19 protein-coding genes are annotated in these 17,021 nt (G+C 62.6%); 11 read left to right on the top strand and 8 right to left on the bottom strand.

Features of this window, described 5'->3' with window-relative positions; all coding sequences use genetic code 11:
- Positions 1-211 precede the first annotated feature (211 nt).
- The 4 genes from potA (at position 212) to AC1Q9F_RS17510 (ending at position 4,313) form a co-directional block, all read left to right on the top strand.
- Positions 212-1,354 carry a polyamine ABC transporter ATP-binding protein gene (gene potA / locus AC1Q9F_RS17525; protein ID WP_007957110.1) on the top strand — a complete coding sequence of 381 codons (1,143 nt, stop codon included), beginning with the start codon at positions 212-214 and terminating at the stop codon, positions 1,352-1,354.
- On the top strand, positions 1,351-2,265 hold the full coding sequence (locus tag AC1Q9F_RS17520) for an ABC transporter permease subunit (RefSeq protein WP_007957117.1): 915 nt from the start codon (positions 1,351-1,353) through the stop codon (positions 2,263-2,265). Before potA ends, AC1Q9F_RS17520 begins: the two co-directional genes overlap by 4 nt.
- On the top strand, positions 2,262-3,146 hold the full coding sequence (locus tag AC1Q9F_RS17515) for an ABC transporter permease subunit (RefSeq protein ID WP_007957119.1): 885 nt from the start codon (positions 2,262-2,264) through the stop codon (positions 3,144-3,146). The genes AC1Q9F_RS17520 and AC1Q9F_RS17515 overlap by 4 nt, the downstream gene beginning before the upstream one ends.
- A 69-nt stretch (positions 3,147-3,215) precedes the next feature.
- Positions 3,216-4,313, top strand: a complete 1,098-nt coding sequence (locus tag AC1Q9F_RS17510) for a polyamine ABC transporter substrate-binding protein (RefSeq protein WP_492620461.1) — start codon at positions 3,216-3,218, stop codon at positions 4,311-4,313.
- A gap of 239 nt (positions 4,314-4,552) precedes the next feature.
- Here AC1Q9F_RS17510 and thpR read toward each other — a convergent pair whose 3' ends face one another.
- Positions 4,553-5,092, bottom strand: coding sequence for an RNA 2',3'-cyclic phosphodiesterase (thpR, locus tag AC1Q9F_RS17505; RefSeq protein ID WP_492620460.1), 540 nt, complete (start codon positions 5,090-5,092; stop codon positions 4,553-4,555).
- Between the two features lie 107 nt (positions 5,093-5,199).
- On the opposite strand from thpR, the gene AC1Q9F_RS17500 reads away from it, so the two are divergent.
- On the top strand, positions 5,200-5,394 hold the full coding sequence (locus AC1Q9F_RS17500) for a hypothetical protein (RefSeq protein WP_007957125.1): 195 nt from the start codon (positions 5,200-5,202) through the stop codon (positions 5,392-5,394).
- A gap of 15 nt (positions 5,395-5,409) precedes the next feature.
- On the opposite strand, the gene AC1Q9F_RS17495 is transcribed toward AC1Q9F_RS17500, so the two are convergent.
- Together AC1Q9F_RS17495 and AC1Q9F_RS17490 are read right to left on the bottom strand one after the other, a co-directional pair.
- The gene (locus AC1Q9F_RS17495) at positions 5,410-5,763 is read right to left on the bottom strand and encodes a DUF1428 domain-containing protein (protein ID WP_085748278.1); all 354 of its coding nucleotides are present in this window, start codon (positions 5,761-5,763) and stop codon (positions 5,410-5,412) included.
- A 2-nt stretch (positions 5,764-5,765) separates the two neighbouring features.
- Positions 5,766-6,845, bottom strand: a complete 1,080-nt coding sequence (locus tag AC1Q9F_RS17490) for a PIN domain-containing protein (protein WP_207985741.1) — start codon at positions 6,843-6,845, stop codon at positions 5,766-5,768.
- Positions 6,846-7,068: 223 nt separating this feature from the next.
- Here AC1Q9F_RS17490 and AC1Q9F_RS17485 point away from each other — a divergent pair, with 223 nt between their 5' ends.
- Entirely contained in the window at positions 7,069-7,341 is a 273-nt protein-coding gene (locus tag AC1Q9F_RS17485; RefSeq protein ID WP_085607515.1) for a hypothetical protein, read from the top strand.
- 43 nt (positions 7,342-7,384) lie between these two features.
- Here the strand turns inward: AC1Q9F_RS17485 and AC1Q9F_RS17480 are convergent, their stop codons facing one another.
- Positions 7,385-7,591 carry a hypothetical protein gene (locus AC1Q9F_RS17480; protein ID WP_064382340.1) on the bottom strand — a complete coding sequence of 69 codons (207 nt, stop codon included), beginning with the start codon at positions 7,589-7,591 and terminating at the stop codon, positions 7,385-7,387.
- A gap of 304 nt (positions 7,592-7,895) precedes the next feature.
- Between AC1Q9F_RS17480 and paoA the strand changes: the two genes are divergently transcribed.
- From paoA to paoC, 3 genes are read left to right on the top strand one after another with little or no spacing between them, the layout of a single operon-like run.
- Complete coding sequence (gene paoA / locus AC1Q9F_RS17475; RefSeq protein WP_007957135.1) at positions 7,896-8,537, top strand: aldehyde dehydrogenase iron-sulfur subunit PaoA; 642 nt, start codon at positions 7,896-7,898, stop codon at positions 8,535-8,537.
- Positions 8,534-9,490 carry an FAD binding domain-containing protein gene (locus AC1Q9F_RS17470; protein WP_492620459.1) on the top strand — a complete coding sequence of 319 codons (957 nt, stop codon included), beginning with the start codon at positions 8,534-8,536 and terminating at the stop codon, positions 9,488-9,490. Before paoA ends, AC1Q9F_RS17470 begins: the two co-directional genes overlap by 4 nt.
- The gene (gene paoC / locus AC1Q9F_RS17465; protein ID WP_492620458.1) at positions 9,487-11,685 is read left to right on the top strand and encodes an aldehyde oxidoreductase molybdenum-binding subunit PaoC; all 2,199 of its coding nucleotides are present in this window, start codon (positions 9,487-9,489) and stop codon (positions 11,683-11,685) included. Before AC1Q9F_RS17470 ends, paoC begins: the two co-directional genes overlap by 4 nt.
- An 18-nt stretch (positions 11,686-11,703) precedes the next feature.
- Here the strand turns inward: paoC and AC1Q9F_RS17460 are convergent, their stop codons facing one another.
- On the bottom strand, positions 11,704-12,648 hold the full coding sequence (locus AC1Q9F_RS17460) for an aldo/keto reductase (protein WP_492620457.1): 945 nt from the start codon (positions 12,646-12,648) through the stop codon (positions 11,704-11,706).
- Between the two features lie 111 nt (positions 12,649-12,759).
- Between AC1Q9F_RS17460 and AC1Q9F_RS17455 the strand changes: the two genes are divergently transcribed.
- Entirely contained in the window at positions 12,760-13,530 is a 771-nt protein-coding gene (locus tag AC1Q9F_RS17455; RefSeq protein ID WP_492620456.1) for an alpha/beta hydrolase, read from the top strand.
- Between the two features lie 130 nt (positions 13,531-13,660).
- Positions 13,661-14,527, top strand: coding sequence for a CAP domain-containing protein (locus AC1Q9F_RS17450; RefSeq protein ID WP_207985735.1), 867 nt, complete (start codon positions 13,661-13,663; stop codon positions 14,525-14,527).
- Between the two features lie 4 nt (positions 14,528-14,531).
- Here the strand turns inward: AC1Q9F_RS17450 and AC1Q9F_RS17445 are convergent, their stop codons facing one another.
- From AC1Q9F_RS17445 to AC1Q9F_RS17435, 3 genes are all read right to left on the bottom strand, one after another.
- Positions 14,532-15,164 (bottom strand): Vgb family protein, encoded by a 633-nt coding sequence (locus tag AC1Q9F_RS17445; protein ID WP_492620455.1) that lies wholly within the window; start codon positions 15,162-15,164, stop codon positions 14,532-14,534.
- A 32-nt stretch (positions 15,165-15,196) separates the two neighbouring features.
- Positions 15,197-16,408 carry a helix-turn-helix domain-containing protein gene (locus AC1Q9F_RS17440; protein WP_207985733.1) on the bottom strand — a complete coding sequence of 404 codons (1,212 nt, stop codon included), beginning with the start codon at positions 16,406-16,408 and terminating at the stop codon, positions 15,197-15,199.
- A gap of 97 nt (positions 16,409-16,505) precedes the next feature.
- A complete protein-coding gene (locus AC1Q9F_RS17435; RefSeq protein ID WP_492620454.1) occupies positions 16,506-16,952 on the bottom strand; it encodes an NUDIX hydrolase in 447 nt (148 codons plus the stop codon).
- Positions 16,953-17,021: the final 69 nt, after the last annotated feature.

Below are 17,021 nucleotides of genomic sequence, written 5' to 3'. Positions count from 1 at the left end.
AACGATTGCAAAACCATTTACTGCCCCCGCGGGGTCGGCGGCTGCGCGTTTGCGCATCCGTCATCCGCGATCAGCAACACACCGCGAAAACAAAAAGCACCACCCGGCAGCCAGGACGGCGGCGCCGAACAACCCGCACGGTGCGGGTCTGCAATCCACTCTTAAGCCAGGCCGCGTTGGCCCGGCGACTGAAACCTGTTGGGAGTTTCACATGGCAAACGCCTCCAGCACTTACAGGAAGGCTCTTGAAGGTCATCAGCAACCGAAAAAGGTTCTGGTGAAGGTCGATCGAGTCACCAAGAAGTTCGACGAAACCACTGCGGTGGACGATGTGTCCCTGGAGATCCATCAGGGCGAAATCTTTGCCCTGCTCGGCGGCTCCGGCTCGGGCAAATCGACCCTGCTGCGCATGCTCGCCGGTTTCGAACGGCCGACTGAAGGACGCATTCTGCTCGACGGTGTCGACATCACCGACATGCCGCCGTACGAGCGGCCGATCAACATGATGTTCCAGTCCTACGCCCTGTTCCCGCACATGACCGTGGCGCAGAACATCGCCTTCGGCCTCAAGCAGGACCGTTTGCCGGCCAGCGAAATCGACGCCCGCGTCGAAGAGATGCTGCGCCTCGTCCACATGACCCAATACGCCAAGCGTCGCCCGCATCAACTGTCCGGCGGCCAGCGTCAGCGCGTGGCCCTCGCCCGCTCCCTGGCCAAGCGTCCGAAACTGTTGCTGCTCGACGAACCGATGGGCGCACTGGATAAAAAGCTGCGCTCGCAGATGCAGCTGGAACTGGTGGAAATCATCGAACGCGTCGGCGTGACCTGCGTGATGGTGACCCACGACCAGGAAGAGGCCATGACCATGGCCGAGCGTATCGCGATCATGCACCTGGGCTGGATCGCCCAGATCGGCAGCCCGGTCGACATCTATGAAGCGCCGGTCAGCCGCATGGTCTGCGAATTCATCGGCAACGTGAACGCCTTCGACGGCACCGTGGTCGAGGACCTCGAAGGTCACGCGATCATTCACAGCCCGGACTTGCAGCAAAAAATCTACGTCGGTCATGGCGTCAGCACTTCGGTGCAGGACAAGTCGATCACCTACGCGATCCGCCCGGAAAAAATGCTCGTCAGCACAATCAAGCCCGAGACCCGCTACAACTGGTCCGAAGGCAAGGTGCATGACATCGCCTACCTCGGCGGTCACTCGGTGTTTTACGTCGAATTGCCGAGCGGCAAGATCGTCCAGTCGTTCATGGCCAACGCCGAACGCCGTGGCGCGCGACCGACCTGGGACGACAAGGTCTACGTCTGGTGGGAAGACGACAGCGGCGTGGTACTGCGCTCATGAGAACCTTCAATCAGCAATTCCTGCGCCTGGTGCCCAGCGGGCGAAAGTTCGTCATCGGCATCCCGTTTATCTGGCTGTTCCTGTTCTTCATGCTGCCGTTCTTCCTGGTGATGAAGATCAGCTTCTCGGAAGCCGCGCTGTCGATCCCGCCGTACTCGGAGATCTACACCTACGCCGAACAGAAATTCCAGCTGTTCCTGAACATCGGCAACTACACCATGCTCGGCGAAGACGAGCTGTACCTGTCGGCCTACCTCGGTTCGCTGAAAGTGGCGCTGCTCAGTACGCTGATGTGCCTGGTGATCGGTTTCCCGATGGCCTACGCGATCACCAAGACCGGCAAGGAAACGCAAAACGTCCTGCTGCTGTTGATCATGATGCCGACCTGGACCGCGATCCTGATCCGCGTTTACGCGTGGATGGGCATCCTCAGCAACAACGGTCTGCTCAACGCATTTTTGATGTGGACCGGGCTCACCGATCACCCGATCGAGATCCTCAACACCAACACGGCGGTCTACATTGGGGTCGTGTATGCCTATCTGCCGTTCATGGTGCTGCCGCTCTACGCCAACCTGGTGAAGCACGACGGCAGCCTGCTGGAAGCCGCGCAGGATCTGGGTTCGAGCAACTTCAACAACTTCTGGAAAATCACCGTGCCGCTGGCCAAGAACGGCATCATCGCCGGCTGCATGCTGGTGTTCATTCCGGTGGTGGGCGAGTTCGTGATTCCGGAACTGCTGGGCGGCCCGGAGACCCTGATGATCGGTCGCGTGCTGTGGCAAGAGTTCTTCAATAACCGCGACTGGCCGGTGGCGTCTGCTCTGGCGGTGGTGATGCTGTTGATCCTGATTGTGCCGATTCTGCTGTTCAACCGCAGCCAGGCCAAAGAGATGGAGGCACGGGGATGAAACGCTTCGGTTTTGCAAAGTTCATGTTGATCTTCGGCCTGACGTTCATTTATCTGCCGATGCTGATTCTGGTGATCTACTCGTTCAACGCCTCGAAACTGGTGACGGTCTGGGGCGGCTGGTCGGTGAAGTGGTATGTCGGCCTGCTCGACAACACCCAACTGATGGGCTCGGTGGTGCGCTCGCTGGAAATTGCCTGCTACACCGCGATCGCCGCCGTGGCGCTGGGCACCCTCGCCGCGTTCGTGCTGACCCGCGTGACACGCTTCAAGGGTCGTACGCTGTTCGGTGGTCTGGTGACCGCGCCGCTGGTGATGCCTGAGGTGATCACCGGTCTGTCGCTGTTGCTGCTGTTCGTGGCGATGGCGCAACTGATCGGCTGGCCGCAGGAGCGTGGCATCGTCACGATCTGGATCGCCCACACCACGTTTTGTGCCGCTTATGTGGCGGTGGTAGTCTCCGCCCGCTTGCGCGAGCTGGACCTGTCGATCGAAGAAGCGGCGATGGATCTGGGCGCGAAACCGTTCAAGGTGTTTTTCCTGATCACCATTCCAATGATCGCGCCGTCGCTGGCGGCGGGCGGCATGATGTCGTTCGCCCTGTCGCTGGACGATCTGGTGCTGGCGAGCTTCGTGTCCGGGCCGGGCTCCACCACCCTGCCGATGGAAGTGTTCTCGGCGGTGCGTCTGGGCGTTAAGCCCGAGATCAACGCCGTGGCCAGCCTGATTCTGCTGGCGGTGTCGCTGGTGACTTTCCTGGTCTGGTACTTCGGCCGCAAGGCAGAAGCCAACCGCAAGCGTGCGATTCAGGAAGCGATGGATCAGACCGCCAACGAATCGTGGCAGCAACCGCAACCTCAACGAGTGGCAGCGACGGCCTAGGGCCGTCGCGTTTTACGGCTTTGCGCTTTTGCTTAAAAGCTTTTGAATAAAAAGAATGGAGTTTCACCGATGAAAATGTTTGGCAGGACTCTGCTGACACTGTCCTTATTGGGCGCAATCGCCACGGGCGTCCAGGCCAACGACAAGGTGCTGCGCGTTTACAACTGGTCGGACTACATCGCTCCGGACACCGTCAAGAAGTTCGAGGACGAGACTGGCATCCGCGTGACCTACGATGTGTTCGACAGCAATGAAACCCTCGAAGCGCGTTTGCTCGCGGGTAAATCCGGCTACGACATCGTGGTGCCGTCCAACAGTTTCCTGGCCAAGCAGATCAAGGCCGGGGTTTATCAGACCCTGGACAAATCGAAGCTGCCAAACTGGAAAAACCTCAACCCGGTGCTGCTGAAAAACGCCTCCGCCAGTGATCCGGACAACGCCCACGCGTTCCCGTACATGTGGGGCTCGATCGGCATCGGTTTCAACCCGGCCAAGGTCAAGGAAGTGCTCGGCAAGAACGCGCCGACCAACTCCTGGGATCTGCTGTTCAAACCGGAGAACGCCGAGAAGCTGAAGGCCTGCGGTATCAGCTTCCTCGACTCGCCGACCGAAATGATCCCGGCGGCCCTGCACTACCTGGGCTATCCGGTGAACGACAAGGAAACCGCGCACATCAAGGAAGCCGAGGCGCTGTTCATGAAGATTCGCCCGAACGTGGCGTACTTCCACTCTTCGAAATACATCTCGGACCTGGCCAATGGCAACATCTGCGTGGCGGTCGGTTACTCCGGTGACGTGCTGCAGGCCAAGGCCCGCGCGGTGGAATCGGGCAACAACGTAGTGATCGACTACAGCATTCCCAAGGAAGGTGCCGGCAGCTTCTACGACATGGTCGCCATCCCGCGCGATGCAGCGAACGTCGAGAACGCTTACCTGTTCATGGACTTCCTGATGCGTCCGGACATCATCGCCGAGATCACCAACAGCAACGGCTACAGTAACGCCAACGCGGCGGCGACGCCCCTGGTGGACGAAGCGATCCGCAACGACCCTGGCTCGTACCCGTCGCAGGAAGTGATGGCCACGCTGTATGCGGTGCCGGATCAACCGATTGCCACGCAACGGATCATGACCCGGGGCTGGACCCGCGTGAAACTCGGCAAATAACTGGATAAACCTGTGGGAGCGAGCTTGCTCGCGAAGGGGGTATGTCAGTCAACATATCCTTTACTGAAAGACCGATTTCGCGAGCAAGCTCGCTCCCACAAGGTCAGCATGCCCCACCGAAATTTATGTTTTCCGTTCATGCAGCGCCTTACCACCGCTGCCCCCTGCTCTGAACGGCCTCACCTGGCTTCCTCGGTTCAGGTGAATTCAGGCGCCCTCGGGCGCCTTTTTTTGTGGGCTCAGATCAGTGGCCAATCGGCCAGCGAGCGATAGCGGCCCTTGTGGGATTCGAACAGCGCAAAGCGTTCAGCGCGCAGGAAGAACTCCGGCGGCGTGGCGGATTCCGGTTCTGGTGCCCGATAGTCCCTGGCCAGTGTCAGATGCGGGCGATACTCACGCGTCGCCTCTTCAAACCCGAACGGCAACATCGCCTGCTCCAGCGCATACACCAGCCGCAACAATCCCTGCGGTGCCTGCTCCGGCGCCAGCGACAACACCCCGGTACGGCGCCAGACCTGCAACCGATCCAGCGAAATCCTCAGCGCCTCACCCGGCGTGCGCACCTTCGCCGCCGCCTCACAGACTTCGCCAATCTGCGCCAACGGCACCGCTCCGAGAAACAGCAGCGTCAGGTGAAAGTTGTCCGCCGGCACCGGTTTGCCGGTACGCAAACCCAGTTCGCTGCGCCACTGGGCAATCGCCTTGCGCTGCGCGGGCGGGCAGTCCAGGGCGAAGAACAGCCGCTTGAACGGTTGATCCCCGCGCGTTTCGTCCGTCATGGCCACGCTCCTTCGTTCGTCGAGATCCCTGGATTCTACACGCCCGTTTCTGGCGACTCTCGACATGGGGTTTATAGTTCAACGATTGCCATCAACCGGAGGACGTCATGCGCGAGATCCTCAGCAAAGAACCCTGGTGGGCCCGACCGCCGAATCCCGGGCAGGATGAGAGCGAACTGGAATGGGGCTGGCTGGTGCATTACAGCGAAGGTGAGCCGCGTTTCGAATTCGTCCGCGAGCGGCCGACGGACGAGCAGATCCGCAACCGCAAAGGCTGCCGGATCACCCCGTCGGCGGAGTGACCCGGCAACGAGGCATCAAGGCTCGAGAATGTCCTTGAAGCCACCGAAGATCATCCGCTGCCCATCGAACGGCATCGGATTGACGTCCGGTTGCATGCGCGGGTCTTCCATCATTTTCGCCATGCCGGCGTCGCGGGTGGCCTTGTCCGGCCAAACCAGCCAGCCCGCCGAAACGGTCTCGCCTTCCTTGAGTTTCACCGCCATCGGGAATGAGGTGACCTTGCCATCCGGCACGTCATCGCCCCAGCCTTGAATCACCTCCAGCGCGCCGTATTCCTTGAACAGTTTCGCGGCGATTTCGCAGTGTTTTTTGTACTGTTCGCGGTTGGCATTCGGCACGGGCGCCACGAACACATCGATGTAAGCCATGGTCATTCTCCTTGCAGGGTGGGTTCGATCTGCTGAGTAGTCGACTCAGGCGGCCGCCATTCGACACGGTTGACGCCCAACCCGACCGACGGCTCGTCCCGCCCGCCCAGATTGCCTTCGACCTGCGCCGCCATGTGCAGCGTGCCGGCCATCACGCCGGTGGTCGGGTTCTGCACCAGTTTCACCCAGGCCTTATCGAAGGTGTTGCCCAGACTGCTGCGGATCAAGGCTTCGCTGTCGGGGCGGTCATTCGCCTGAATGATCGCGCGGATACCCGCCACACCGACCGAAATCAGCGCCCCGGCCAGTTTGCCGGCCGCTGCCGCCACCGCGCTGGCGGCGCCGCGCGGGGCCATTTCTGCCTCCATGCGCTGGCTGGCGCGTTTGGCCACCGGCGCCATGGCCGTATCGGTCGAGGCCACGCCTTTCGAGCCGCCGTCGGTGTGAATCTTGTCGATCAGCGCGGCGTAGGCCGGCAGCGTGTTCAACGGTTCAGTGCTGACAACCTGGTACAGCGAAGCGTCCCGGGCCGGTGGCGGGCCAAGGGCGATGGCGGGAATTTTCTGCAACCGCCCGTTGAGCTGGGCAATGGGCACGCCGTGGCGCTGGGCGATGACCGGCATCTGCTGCGCCATCAGCTGCGCGTAGAACGCGGCGGCCTGGCCGAGGATCGCGTCCGGATCGATCTCCACCGCAACCGGCGCCAGCACCCGTTCCTGATATTGCTCAAGCAGATAGGCCGCCAGGCGTTTGGCCGAGGCATCCTGCTCGCCGCTGGCACTGATCGTGTACCAGCTGACCTTCATCGACAGCCATTCCTGGGTCCAGTAACTGCTGAACCACGGGATGAAATTTTCTTCAGTTTGCTCATAGACCCGAATGCGCCAATGTTCCATCGAGCCACGGGCGAACAGCTTGACCTGCTCGGTAGCCTGCTTTGAGGCGCTGACGATTTCCCGGTCGATCTGCTGCCAGGTGGCCGGCGAGACCACCACCGCCGGCGCGCTCACCGGGGCCCGCGCCGTGGTGGCGCAGCCGGCCAGCAACACCAGTGCGGCGACGAGCAGCGCACGCAGGTTCACGGTGGCGGTCCTTATCTGTTCTTCGGGCAGGAGACCTGAAGAATCCGGGGGAGATGACATGAGTATAGGTGCGTGCGGTGCGCCGTTTATCCGCTGGTCAGGGCTGCGTCAGTCCAACCATCAATGGCGTCGATATTCACCATTGCGACGATTGCCTTCCGCCGACCGCTCGCCAAAGGCACGATTAACCCATCCGAAACACACAGCACGAGGAGTTCACATCATGATCAGTACCGTCACCCTCGCCGTGAGTTTCCCGGTCTTCGGCAGCAACTACTACGATCAGCACGCCGTGTCGCGCAAGACACAAGCGCTGGTGTTCGACGAAGCCTTCGAAGATCTGTTGATGCCCGCCGCCAGCAATCATTTCAGCAATGAGGTGGTCGGCCTCAACGATCAGTTCCGTTTTCTGAGCGACATTCTCGCCACCCATTTGCTGGACATCGAGGCCTCCGTGCCTGCGCGATCCAGCGTCCGGGCGAGCGCTCATTTTTAATGCCAGAGGGCGTTCCCGTCGGGGAACGCCCTCTTCGTTTCAATCAGTCATCATCCCGGTCGCGGTGATAACGACGCCCGTCGCGGCGATCGTCGTCGCGGTCGTCCCAGCGTCGGTCATGATCGTAGTAACGGCCATGATCGCGGTCGTAATGCCGGCCATGGCGATGGTCATCATCGAAATCCGCCACACAGCCGCCCAGCAATACGGCGGCGGAAACAGTCAGCAGCAGGCTTGTTGCACGCATCATTCAGAATTTCCCTAAAACCAAGGTCTTGACGACGGAAACAGTCAGCGCGGGTGCGCGCTGGCGCAGATACGACCGGGGAAAAGGGCTTTGATTCACTGGCCATCAACGACCGTTCATCGCCCTGCTTGCCGCGTCCGGCCCGTCCATCCAGTGGCCGTTTGATGGCTTCGAATGGGGCGAAATCCGACAAAACCTTTTCCTCCCCCCTGCGGTCACTCCTAGAACAGACCAAGACTGGCTACCACGCCGGCGTGCCCTGGCGGGTCATTTGCAACCTGCCGACCTGATCAGAGGAAGCCCAGCCATGAACGACCATCCGCCGTTGGCGATTTCCCGACGCCGTTTCCTGATTCTCGGGGCCGTGACCGCGACTGCGTTCGCGATGCCGCCCTTCATCAGCCTCAAGGCCTACGCGGCCACTCTGGAGCAACCGGCCATGGCCAAAGTGACCCTTGAAGTCAACGGCAAGCCGCAGACGCTGGAGATTGACACCCGCACCACCCTGCTCGATGCGCTGCGCGAACACCTGCATCTGACCGGCAGCAAAAAGGGCTGCGACCACGGCCAATGCGGCGCCTGCACGGTGATCGTCGACGGCCGGCGAATCAATTCCTGCCTGACACTGGCGGTGATGCAGGACGGCGCCAAAGTTACCACCATCGAAGGCCTCGGCATGCCGGACCACCTGCATCCGATGCAGGCCGCGTTCATCAAGCATGACGGTTACCAGTGCGGCTATTGCACGCCGGGGCAGATCTGTTCGGCGGTGGCGGTACTGCAGGAAATCCGCGACGGCATCCCCAGTCACGCCAGCGCCAGCCTCACCGAACCGCCGCAACTGATCGCCAGCGAATTGCAGGAACGCATGAGCGGCAACATCTGTCGTTGCGGCGCCTACTCGAACATCATCGAAGCCATCAGCGAAGTCGCGGAGGTGCCAGCATGAGAGCGTTCAATTACAGCCGCGCCGACTCTCCTGCCGCAGCCGCCGCCCAAGCCGCGCAAATCGAAGGCGCACGTTTCATCGCCGGCGGCACCAACCTGCTGGACTTGATGAAACTCGACATCGAAACGCCGCAGCAGCTGATTGACGTCAATCACCTGGGCCTCGACCAGATCGAAGCCACCGACGACGGCGGCTTGCGTATCGGCGCACTTGTGCGCAACACCGATCTGGCCGCCGACAGCCGCGTCCGGAAAGACTACGCGCTGCTCGCTCGCGCCTTGCTTGCCGGCGCATCGGGGCAGTTGCGCAATATGGCGACCACCGCCGGCAATCTGCTCCAGCGCACGCGCTGCCCGTATTTCTACGACACGAATCAGGCCTGCAACAAACGCAATCCCGGCAGTGGCTGCGCGGCGATTGGCGGTGTCAGTCGACAACTCGGCATCATCGGTGTCAGCGACGCCTGCATTGCGACCCATCCGAGTGACATGGCGATTGCGATGCGTGCGCTCGATGCCCAGATCGAAACGCTCAAGGCCGATGGCAGCACCCGGCGCATCGCCATGGCGGATTTCCATCAATTGCCCGGCACCACCCCGAATGTCGAAACCAGCCTGACACCCGGCGAACTGATTACCGCCGTCACCTTGCCCGCGCCGGTGGGCGGCACCCATGTCTATCACAAGGTGCGCGACCGCTCGTCGTACGCCTTCGCCCTGGTGTCCGTCGGCCTGATCCTGCAGAAAGATGGCAGCGGTCGCCTCGCGGTCGGTGGCATCGCGCCGAAACCCTGGCGGGTCGAAGCGGCGGAAGTGCTGTTGCCGCAAGGCGCGAAAGCCGTCAGCGCGCGCCTGCTCGACGGCGCCACGCCGACCCCGGACAACCAGTTCAAAGTGACGCTGGTCGAGCGCACCATTGCCTCGGTGCTGGCCCAAGCGAGGGACGAAGCATGAAATTCGACACGCCCGCCACGACCAACCCGATTGATCAGCTGAACGTCATCGGCAAACCCACCGACCGCATCGAAGGCCCGCTGAAGACCAGCGGCCAGGCACCTTACGCCTACGAGCAACATGAAGCCGTGAAGAATCAGGCCTATGGCGTGATGGTCGGTTCGGCCATCGCCAAGGGCCGCATCACCCGCATCGATCTGGAGGCCGCCCGCGCCGCGCCGGGGGTGCTGACCATTGTCACCGCTGCCAATGCCGGCAAGCTCGGCAAAGGCAAATACAACGCCGCGCACCTGCTGGCCGGGCCACAAGTGCAGCACTATCACCAGGCCGTGGCGCTGGTGGTCGCTGAAACCTTCGAACAGGCGCGGGCCGCCGCGCAGTTGGTCAACGTCGAGTACGAGGCCGACAAAGGTCAGTTTGATCTGGCCAGCGTGCGCGATCAGGGCGTGGAACCGAAAGACGAACTGCCGGACGTCACACACGGCGATTTCGCCAGCGCTTTTGCCGCCGCGCCCGTGCAGTTCGACCAGACCTACACCACGCCGGATCAGTCCCACGCAATGATGGAGCCCCACGCGACACTCGCCGCCTGGAAAGGCGATCACGTGACGCTCTGGACCTCCAACCAGATGATCGCCTGGAGCGTCGGCGACATTGCCACCACCCTCGGCCTGCCCAAGGAAAACGTGCGGTTGATCTCGCCGTACATTGGCGGTGGTTTCGGCGGCAAGCTGTTCATTCGTGCCGACGCGATCCTCGCCGCCCTTGGCGCACGTCTGGCGAACCGACCCGTGAAGGTCGCCCTCGCCCGCCCGCAGATCGCCAACAACACCACCCACCGCCCCGCCACCGTCCAGCGCATCCGCATGGGCGCCACGGCGGACGGCAAACTCACCGCCATCGCCCATGAAGGCTGGTCGGGCAACCTCGCCGACGGCAAGGTCGAAGTCGCGGCGCAGCCGAGCCAGTTGCTCTACGCCGCCGAAAATCGCCTGGTGAGCATGCGCCTGACGCCACTGGATTTGCCGGAAGGCAACGCCATGCGCGCGCCCGGTGAAACGCCGGGGCTGATGGCGCTGGAGATCGCCATGGACGAGATGGCGGAACAGCTCAAACTCGATCCGATCCAGTTCCGCATCCTCAACGACACGCAGGTCGATCCGGTGAAAACCGAGCGGCCGTTCTCCCAGCGGCGACTGATCGAATGCCTGCAAACCGGCGCCGAACGCTTTGGCTGGGATAAACGCAATGCAACGCCCGGCAGCCGTCGCGAAGGTCGCTGGCTGATCGGCATGGGTGTCGCGGCGGCGATTCGCAACAACCTGCTGGTGAAGTCCGGCGCACGCGTACGGCTGGAGCGCGACGGCAAGATCACTGTTGAAACCGACATGACGGACATCGGCACCGGCAGCTACACGATCATTGCCCAGACCGCCGCCGAAGTGATGGGCGTGCGTCTCGACGATGTGGCTGTGCATTTGGGCGATTCGAATTTTCCGGTGTCGTCCGGCTCCGGTGGCCAGTTTGGCGCCAACTGCTCGACCGCCGGGGTCTACGCAGCGTGCATGAAACTGCGCGAAGCGGTCACGGCCAAACTCGGCATGAGCGCGGGTGAAGTGCAGTTCGCCGATGGCCACGTGCGACTGGGCAGCAAGAACGTGCCGTTACGCGAGGCCGCGCAACATGCCGCAATCGAAGTCGAGGACAGCATCGAATTCGCCGACCTCGCCAAGCAGTACCAGCAGTCGACCTTCGGCGCGCACTTCGTCGAAGTTGCCGTCGATGCCGCCACCGGCGAAGTCCGCGTGCGGCGCATGCTCGCAGTCTGCGCTGCCGGGCGGATTCTCAATCCGAAATCGGCCCGCAGCCAGGTGATCGGCGCGATGACCATGGGCGTCGGCGCGGCATTGATGGAAGAACTCGCGGTGGACAAGCGCCAGGGCTTTTTCGTCAACCATGACCTGGCAGGCTACGAAGTGCCGGTGCACGCCGACATCCCGCATCAGGAGGTGATTTTCTTCGATGAAACCGACCCGATTTCATCGCCGATGAAAGCCAAGGGGGTCGGTGAACTGGGGATCTGCGGCGTGAGTGCGGCGGTGGCGAATGCGATCTACAACGCCACGGGTGCGCGGGTTCGGGAGTATCCGATTACCCTGGACAAGATTCTTGATGCATTGCCGCCGATGATTTGACTCACCTCCGGGAGATGACTAACTCACCAACGCAATCAACTGCTGACGCTGCGCATCCGTCAGCATCAGCCCGAACCCGGCGCCGGCGTTGTCGGCCATGTACAGCGGATTGCTGGTGCCGGGAATCACGCAGGTCACCGCCGGGTGCGCCAGCAGGAATTTCAGCGCCAGTTGCGGCCAGCTCTTGGCCCCGACTTGCGCCGCCCAACCCGGCAGCGGTTTGCCCTTGAGCCGCGCAAGCAGGTCGCCGCCGCCGAACGGCCGGTTACAGATCACCGCCACCCCGCGTTCGCGGCACAGCGGCAGGATGCGTTTCTCGACCCCGCGATCATCCAGGGCGTAGTTGATTTGCAGGAAGTCCAACTGCTCGGCTTTGAGCACCGCTTCCACCTCCTCATAGGCCGACGGCGTGTAGTGGGTGATGCCGATGTAGCGGATGCGGCCCTGCTCTTTCCAGTCGCGCAGGGTCGGCAGGTGAGTTTGCCAGTCGAGCAGGTTGTGAATCTGCATCAGGTCGATGCGCTCGGTGCGCAGCAGGCTGAACGACTGCTCCATCTGCGCGATGCCCTCCTCGCGACCCCGGGTCCAGACCTTGGTCGCCAGGAATGCCGGCGAGCGCGGTTCGTGGATCGACAGCAACTCACCGGTGGTTTCTTCCGCGCGGCCGTACATGGGCGAGCTGTCGATTACCGTGCCGCCCTTTTTGAACAGCTCGCCGAGCACCGCCGGCAATTGTTTGTAGACCGGATCGCCGGGAGCGACGTCGAAACCGCGATAAGTGCCCAACCCCACCAGCGGCAGTGGCTCGGAGCTCGAAGGGATGGCGCGGGTCTGCATGGTCTGGGCTCCTGTGGCGTTCGGCGACGTAATGGCGGCCAGCGCCCGGTCAAAGGTGAAAACCGCTGACACCCCGGCTGCCAGTGTCAGCAACCGGCGGCGGGAATATCCCTCAGTGTGGTTCATGCTGGCGCCCTTGCCCTGTGGATCTGTTGCACCTTGTGTTTTGACGCAGCCCATAAAACCGTTGGACTACACTGCGACAGCCAACCTGCGCGCCCGGTTAAAGTTAGTCGAATGTCCAGAACCCTGTTGTCACTCGTCGCATTGATCGTCGCCGTGTACCTGATCCTGTGCGCGGCGCTGTTCGTTTTTCAGCGGGCGCTAATCTATTTTCCCCAGCCTGCCAGCCTGGAATCACCGGACACACGGATGACGCTGGCCATGCCCGACGCCGAGATCCGCGTGACGGTGCGCGAGCGCGCCGGGCCCAGGGCGCTGATCTATTTCGGCGGCAATGCCGAAGACGTTTCGCACAATCTGCCGGAGTTTTCCGAGGCGTTTCCCGAGTATTCGTTGTATTTGCTGCATTACCGTGGGTTTGGTGGCAGCGGTGGTTCGCCCTCCGAAGAAACGATCGCCGAAGATGCGCTGGCGCTGTTCGATCAGGTGTATGCCAGTCATCCGCAGGTGGCGCTGCTGGGGCGCAGCCTCGGTTCCGGGGTCGCGGTGCGGTTGGCCAGCCAGCGGCCGGTGGAGCGGCTGATTCTGGTCACGCCCTACAACAGTCTCGAAGAAATCGCCGCCCGCCAATACCCGTGGGTGCCGGTGCAGTGGTTGCTCAAGGATCGTTTCCGGTCAGGTCAGTACGCGGCGCATATCCGCGTGCCGACGCTGCTGCTGGCGGCGAGCGATGACGAGGTGATTCCACGGGCCAGCACCGAACGCTTGCTGCACAGCTTTCCCGACGGTGTGGCCACGCTCAAAGTGGTGAATGACTCGGCACACAATTCGATTTCCGAACGGCCGCAATACCTGCAATGGATGGAGGATGTGTTGAATCGCTGAGCACTTCGTCGGCGGCCGTTAAAACCCGGCGCTGCTTCGTGAACCAAGTGCAAAAAGGCCAGTCCTACCCGCGCCGCGTTCTGCGGTTTACTCCCCTTCTGTGTTGTCCTTTTTCAGAGCTTTGCGTCCCATGCGCCACGCCGTTCGTTCGTCTCGCTTCGTTTCGCTGTGCCTGTTGATCCTCTCTCCCCTGCTTTCTCCCTCTGCCCACGCCGGTGCCGAGCGACAACTGGTGGCCGCCATCAACGACTACCGCGCCCATCCTCAACGTTGCGACCGACGCCCGGCCCAACGGCTGGCGCCGCTGACGCTGAAGTCGAACCTGGCGTTGCCGGTCGGCTATGGCTACGGCGGTGGATTGCGCGAACGATTGAAGGATTCCGGCTACGCGGCCGTGGCGGTGCGCAGCATCCGGATCGTTGGCGCGCAGGACGCCGAAGAGGCCTTCGAAATGCTGCAAGACGATTACTGCGGCGCGCTGCTGGACGGTCAATACGCCGACATCGGCGTCAGCCGCGCCCGCAGCGAATGGCAAGTGGTGCTGGCCCGGCCGGTGCTCGACAGTCGTGTTGGCGACAACCGCAACGTCGGCAAGGCCTTGCTGGCCGAGGTCAACGCCGCCCGCGCCCGACCGCGTATGTGCGGTCGCCAGCGCTTCGCCGCCGCCCGCCCCTTGAGCTGGAACCCGGCGCTCGGCGCCGCCGCCCAGGGGCACAGCAAGGCGATGGCCTACGGCAACTACTTCGCCCACCGCGACCCGGATGGCGACGGCCCGGCAGATCGCGCCCGGGCGGCCGGTTACCGTGGCCGGCAGATCGGCGAAAACATCGCCGCCGGACAAAGCTCACCGGGCAAGGCCATGGCCGGCTGGCTGGCCAGCCCCGGACACTGCGCCAACCTGATGAACCCGATGTTCACCCAGGTCGGCGCCGGGTTTGCCAGCGAGGCACGCAGTGATGAAGGGGTTTACTGGACGATGCTGTTCGGGGCGCCTTGAACGCTCATTTCGGCCGGCGCACCGCCCGCACCCTGCCGCTGTTCCCGCCGCCACAGTAGAAGCGCTCGGCGCCATCGGCCTCCAGCCCGGAGACACCGATTCCGCTGGGTAACGTCAGGCTTTCCAGCACCTCGCCGTTGCTCGGGTCGACTCGCCGGATCTCGCTTTCATCGCCTTCCCAGGTGCCATGCCACAGCGCGCCGTCAACCCAGGTGACGCCGGTGACAAAACGATTGGATTCGAGGGTGCGGAGGATTTTCCCGGTGGCCGGGTCGATCTGGTGGATCTTGCGTTCGCGGTATTGCCCGACCCACAACGAACCCTCGGCCCAGGCCATGCCCGAGTCGCCGCCGTCGCCCGGAGCCGGAATGGTATGAAGCACACGCCCGGTAGCGGGGTCGATCTTGTGAATTCGGCGGTCGGCGATCTGGTACAGGTGCTTGCCGTCGAACGCGGTCCCGCCATCGACACCGACCTTGATCGTGCGCACGGTTTCACCGCTGGCCGGGTCGAGTGCATTGAGCTGACCATCGCTGGCGAACCAGACTTGTCGGCCATCGAAGGTCACGCCATGGACACCGTCGACACCTTCAAACGGGCCGTATTCACGAAGGATTTCTGCGCTTGCCTGTTTCATGCTGGTTTCCTCGTTGGGTGGGTGAGTCCAGCCTAGCCATTGCCCAGTGACACCGGGAGTAACAAGATCGTCGCGAAACCCGGCAACGGCGGTGTCAGCCAGCGACGAGCACGGCCAACGCCGAACGCCTGCACCTTGTCTTGTGCCGCCAACGTTTCCAGCGCTCGCTGCACTTGCCGCTGGCTGCTGCCCGACGCGAGCGCCAGTGCCGAACTCGACCATGCCTCGCCGTCGGCCAGCAGGGCCAGCAGCGCGGCGTGTCTGTCTTCGTTTGGTAGCGTGAGCAGCGCGACGTCCTGGGCAACCAGCGCATAGCCGCGAGGGGTTGCGATGATTCCGGCCAGCGGACGCAACGCCGCACGCAACCGGCCGATCTCTACCCGCAATCGGACACGGTGGGATTCATCATCGAGTTTCAAGCGAAAGGCTTCGGCGATCAGCGTCTCTCGGGACACCCCTTCGGGCCAGGCTTCGGCAAGCCGCCGAGCGAGCTTGAACAACACCGGCCGCGTGGCCAGCGCCACGGTCATTCCGGCACCGCGCACGCTGTAGCGACAGGCATCCACCACCAGCGTCGGCGAGTTGAACAACACTTCTACCTGCGCGAGCGTGACTGCTTTCTCCTGACCCGCAGCAATCAATCGGGCGGCCGGCGCCTCAAGGAATTGCAGCGCGTGCGCGACCTCCGCCGACAACGCCGGAATGGCAGCCTGCTGCGCCGCCCGTTGCGCGCGCTCCAGCGCCGCCTGCGCCTTGTGTGCCTGCACCCGGCGCAAGGCGATTGCGGCGGACATCAGTTCATGGACGGTGCGTAGGGCCGGGGGTAATGGTGCAGGATCGAGTTCATCGAGCAACGTTTCAGCCCCTTCCAGCTGACCGATCAGCAGCAACCGACGGATCTGCAAACAGCGTGCGTGTGCTGCATTCACGCCGTCGCCATGATCCTGCAAGACTTGTCGTGCAACTTCCAGCGCCTCGACCGGCCAGCCCAGATCCCGCGCCGCCAGCGCCACCTCGGCCTCGGCCACCACACAGCGCGCCCGGGATAACGGCTCGTTGGCGCCAAACGCTTTCACCGCTCGTTGCAGCAATGCCTTGGCTCGCGTCATGTCGCCAAGTTGCGCCATGGCGATCCCGCGCAAGGCCAGCGCTGGAGGGTCTTCGCGCAGGGCGACAAAATTCAGTGCTGCCAACGGATCACCCGCTGCCAGCGCGTGGCCGGCGGCGTTGATCAGCGAGTCCATGGAGCATCCGACATGGCGAGGGCTTCCGGTATCAGATCGTGGGTGGAGTCTAATACCGAATGCGGTTTTGTCTGGCGTGTCGTGTTATATCGCCTGCTCAGTCGAGGATCGCAGCGCTCTTGAGCAGCGCCTGCAAACCGACTGGCACCAGTGGTGAGTGGTCAGTGAAGCTAGAGCCGTCCTGCCAGCTTGCGGTGAACGGAGCGCCGTCGCTTTCGTGGCCGACGATCTGCAATTGCTCGTACACCTGCGTGTCTTCGAAGCGGGCGTCGTACACCTGAACAATTTCATGCCCTGGTTTGCCGTTGTAGACGAACAGACTTTCAAGCGTGCCGAGCAGGCGCAGATCCTTCATTGAAAGACCCAGCTCCTCCTGCACTTCGCGCACGATCGCCTCGCGGCTGGTTTCGCCAAATTCGATTCCGCCACCGATAGGCCGGTAGAAGGTTTTGTCTGCGACCGGGTCGTGGAACCGGTTAACCAGAATCTTGCCCTGGTGATGAAAGACACACAGTGCAAGTGCGCGGATACGCTGCTCGGCCATGGGGGTGAAGTCCGTTTGCTGGAAAAAAGGCCGGCGATTAGATCACACCCCACAGGGATCGCGCTTCAG

Source organism: Pseudomonas sp. GW823-FHT04A03 (assembly GCF_058796615.1).
This window is presented reverse-complemented; position numbering and strand designations above follow the sequence as displayed.

Coding starts and splice junctions, on each gene's coding strand:
- potA (WP_007957110.1), top strand. CDS start 212: ATGGCAAACGCCTCCAGCACTTACAGGAAGGCTCTTGAAGGTCATCAG.
- AC1Q9F_RS17520 (WP_007957117.1), top strand. CDS start 1,351: ATGAGAACCTTCAATCAGCAATTCCTGCGCCTGGTGCCCAGCGGGCGA.
- AC1Q9F_RS17515 (WP_007957119.1), top strand. CDS start 2,262: ATGAAACGCTTCGGTTTTGCAAAGTTCATGTTGATCTTCGGCCTGACG.
- AC1Q9F_RS17510 (WP_492620461.1), top strand. CDS start 3,216: ATGAAAATGTTTGGCAGGACTCTGCTGACACTGTCCTTATTGGGCGCA.
- thpR (WP_492620460.1), bottom strand. CDS start 5,092: ATGACGGACGAAACGCGCGGGGATCAACCGTTCAAGCGGCTGTTCTTC.
- AC1Q9F_RS17500 (WP_007957125.1), top strand. CDS start 5,200: ATGCGCGAGATCCTCAGCAAAGAACCCTGGTGGGCCCGACCGCCGAAT.
- AC1Q9F_RS17495 (WP_085748278.1), bottom strand. CDS start 5,763: ATGGCTTACATCGATGTGTTCGTGGCGCCCGTGCCGAATGCCAACCGC.
- AC1Q9F_RS17485 (WP_085607515.1), top strand. CDS start 7,069: ATGATCAGTACCGTCACCCTCGCCGTGAGTTTCCCGGTCTTCGGCAGC.
- AC1Q9F_RS17480 (WP_064382340.1), bottom strand. CDS start 7,591: ATGATGCGTGCAACAAGCCTGCTGCTGACTGTTTCCGCCGCCGTATTG.
- paoA (WP_007957135.1), top strand. CDS start 7,896: ATGAACGACCATCCGCCGTTGGCGATTTCCCGACGCCGTTTCCTGATT.
- AC1Q9F_RS17470 (WP_492620459.1), top strand. CDS start 8,534: ATGAGAGCGTTCAATTACAGCCGCGCCGACTCTCCTGCCGCAGCCGCC.
- paoC (WP_492620458.1), top strand. CDS start 9,487: ATGAAATTCGACACGCCCGCCACGACCAACCCGATTGATCAGCTGAAC.
- AC1Q9F_RS17460 (WP_492620457.1), bottom strand. CDS start 12,648: ATGAACCACACTGAGGGATATTCCCGCCGCCGGTTGCTGACACTGGCA.
- AC1Q9F_RS17455 (WP_492620456.1), top strand. CDS start 12,760: ATGTCCAGAACCCTGTTGTCACTCGTCGCATTGATCGTCGCCGTGTAC.
- AC1Q9F_RS17450 (WP_207985735.1), top strand. CDS start 13,661: ATGCGCCACGCCGTTCGTTCGTCTCGCTTCGTTTCGCTGTGCCTGTTG.
- AC1Q9F_RS17445 (WP_492620455.1), bottom strand. CDS start 15,164: ATGAAACAGGCAAGCGCAGAAATCCTTCGTGAATACGGCCCGTTTGAA.
- AC1Q9F_RS17440 (WP_207985733.1), bottom strand. CDS start 16,408: ATGGACTCGCTGATCAACGCCGCCGGCCACGCGCTGGCAGCGGGTGAT.
- AC1Q9F_RS17435 (WP_492620454.1), bottom strand. CDS start 16,952: ATGGCCGAGCAGCGTATCCGCGCACTTGCACTGTGTGTCTTTCATCAC.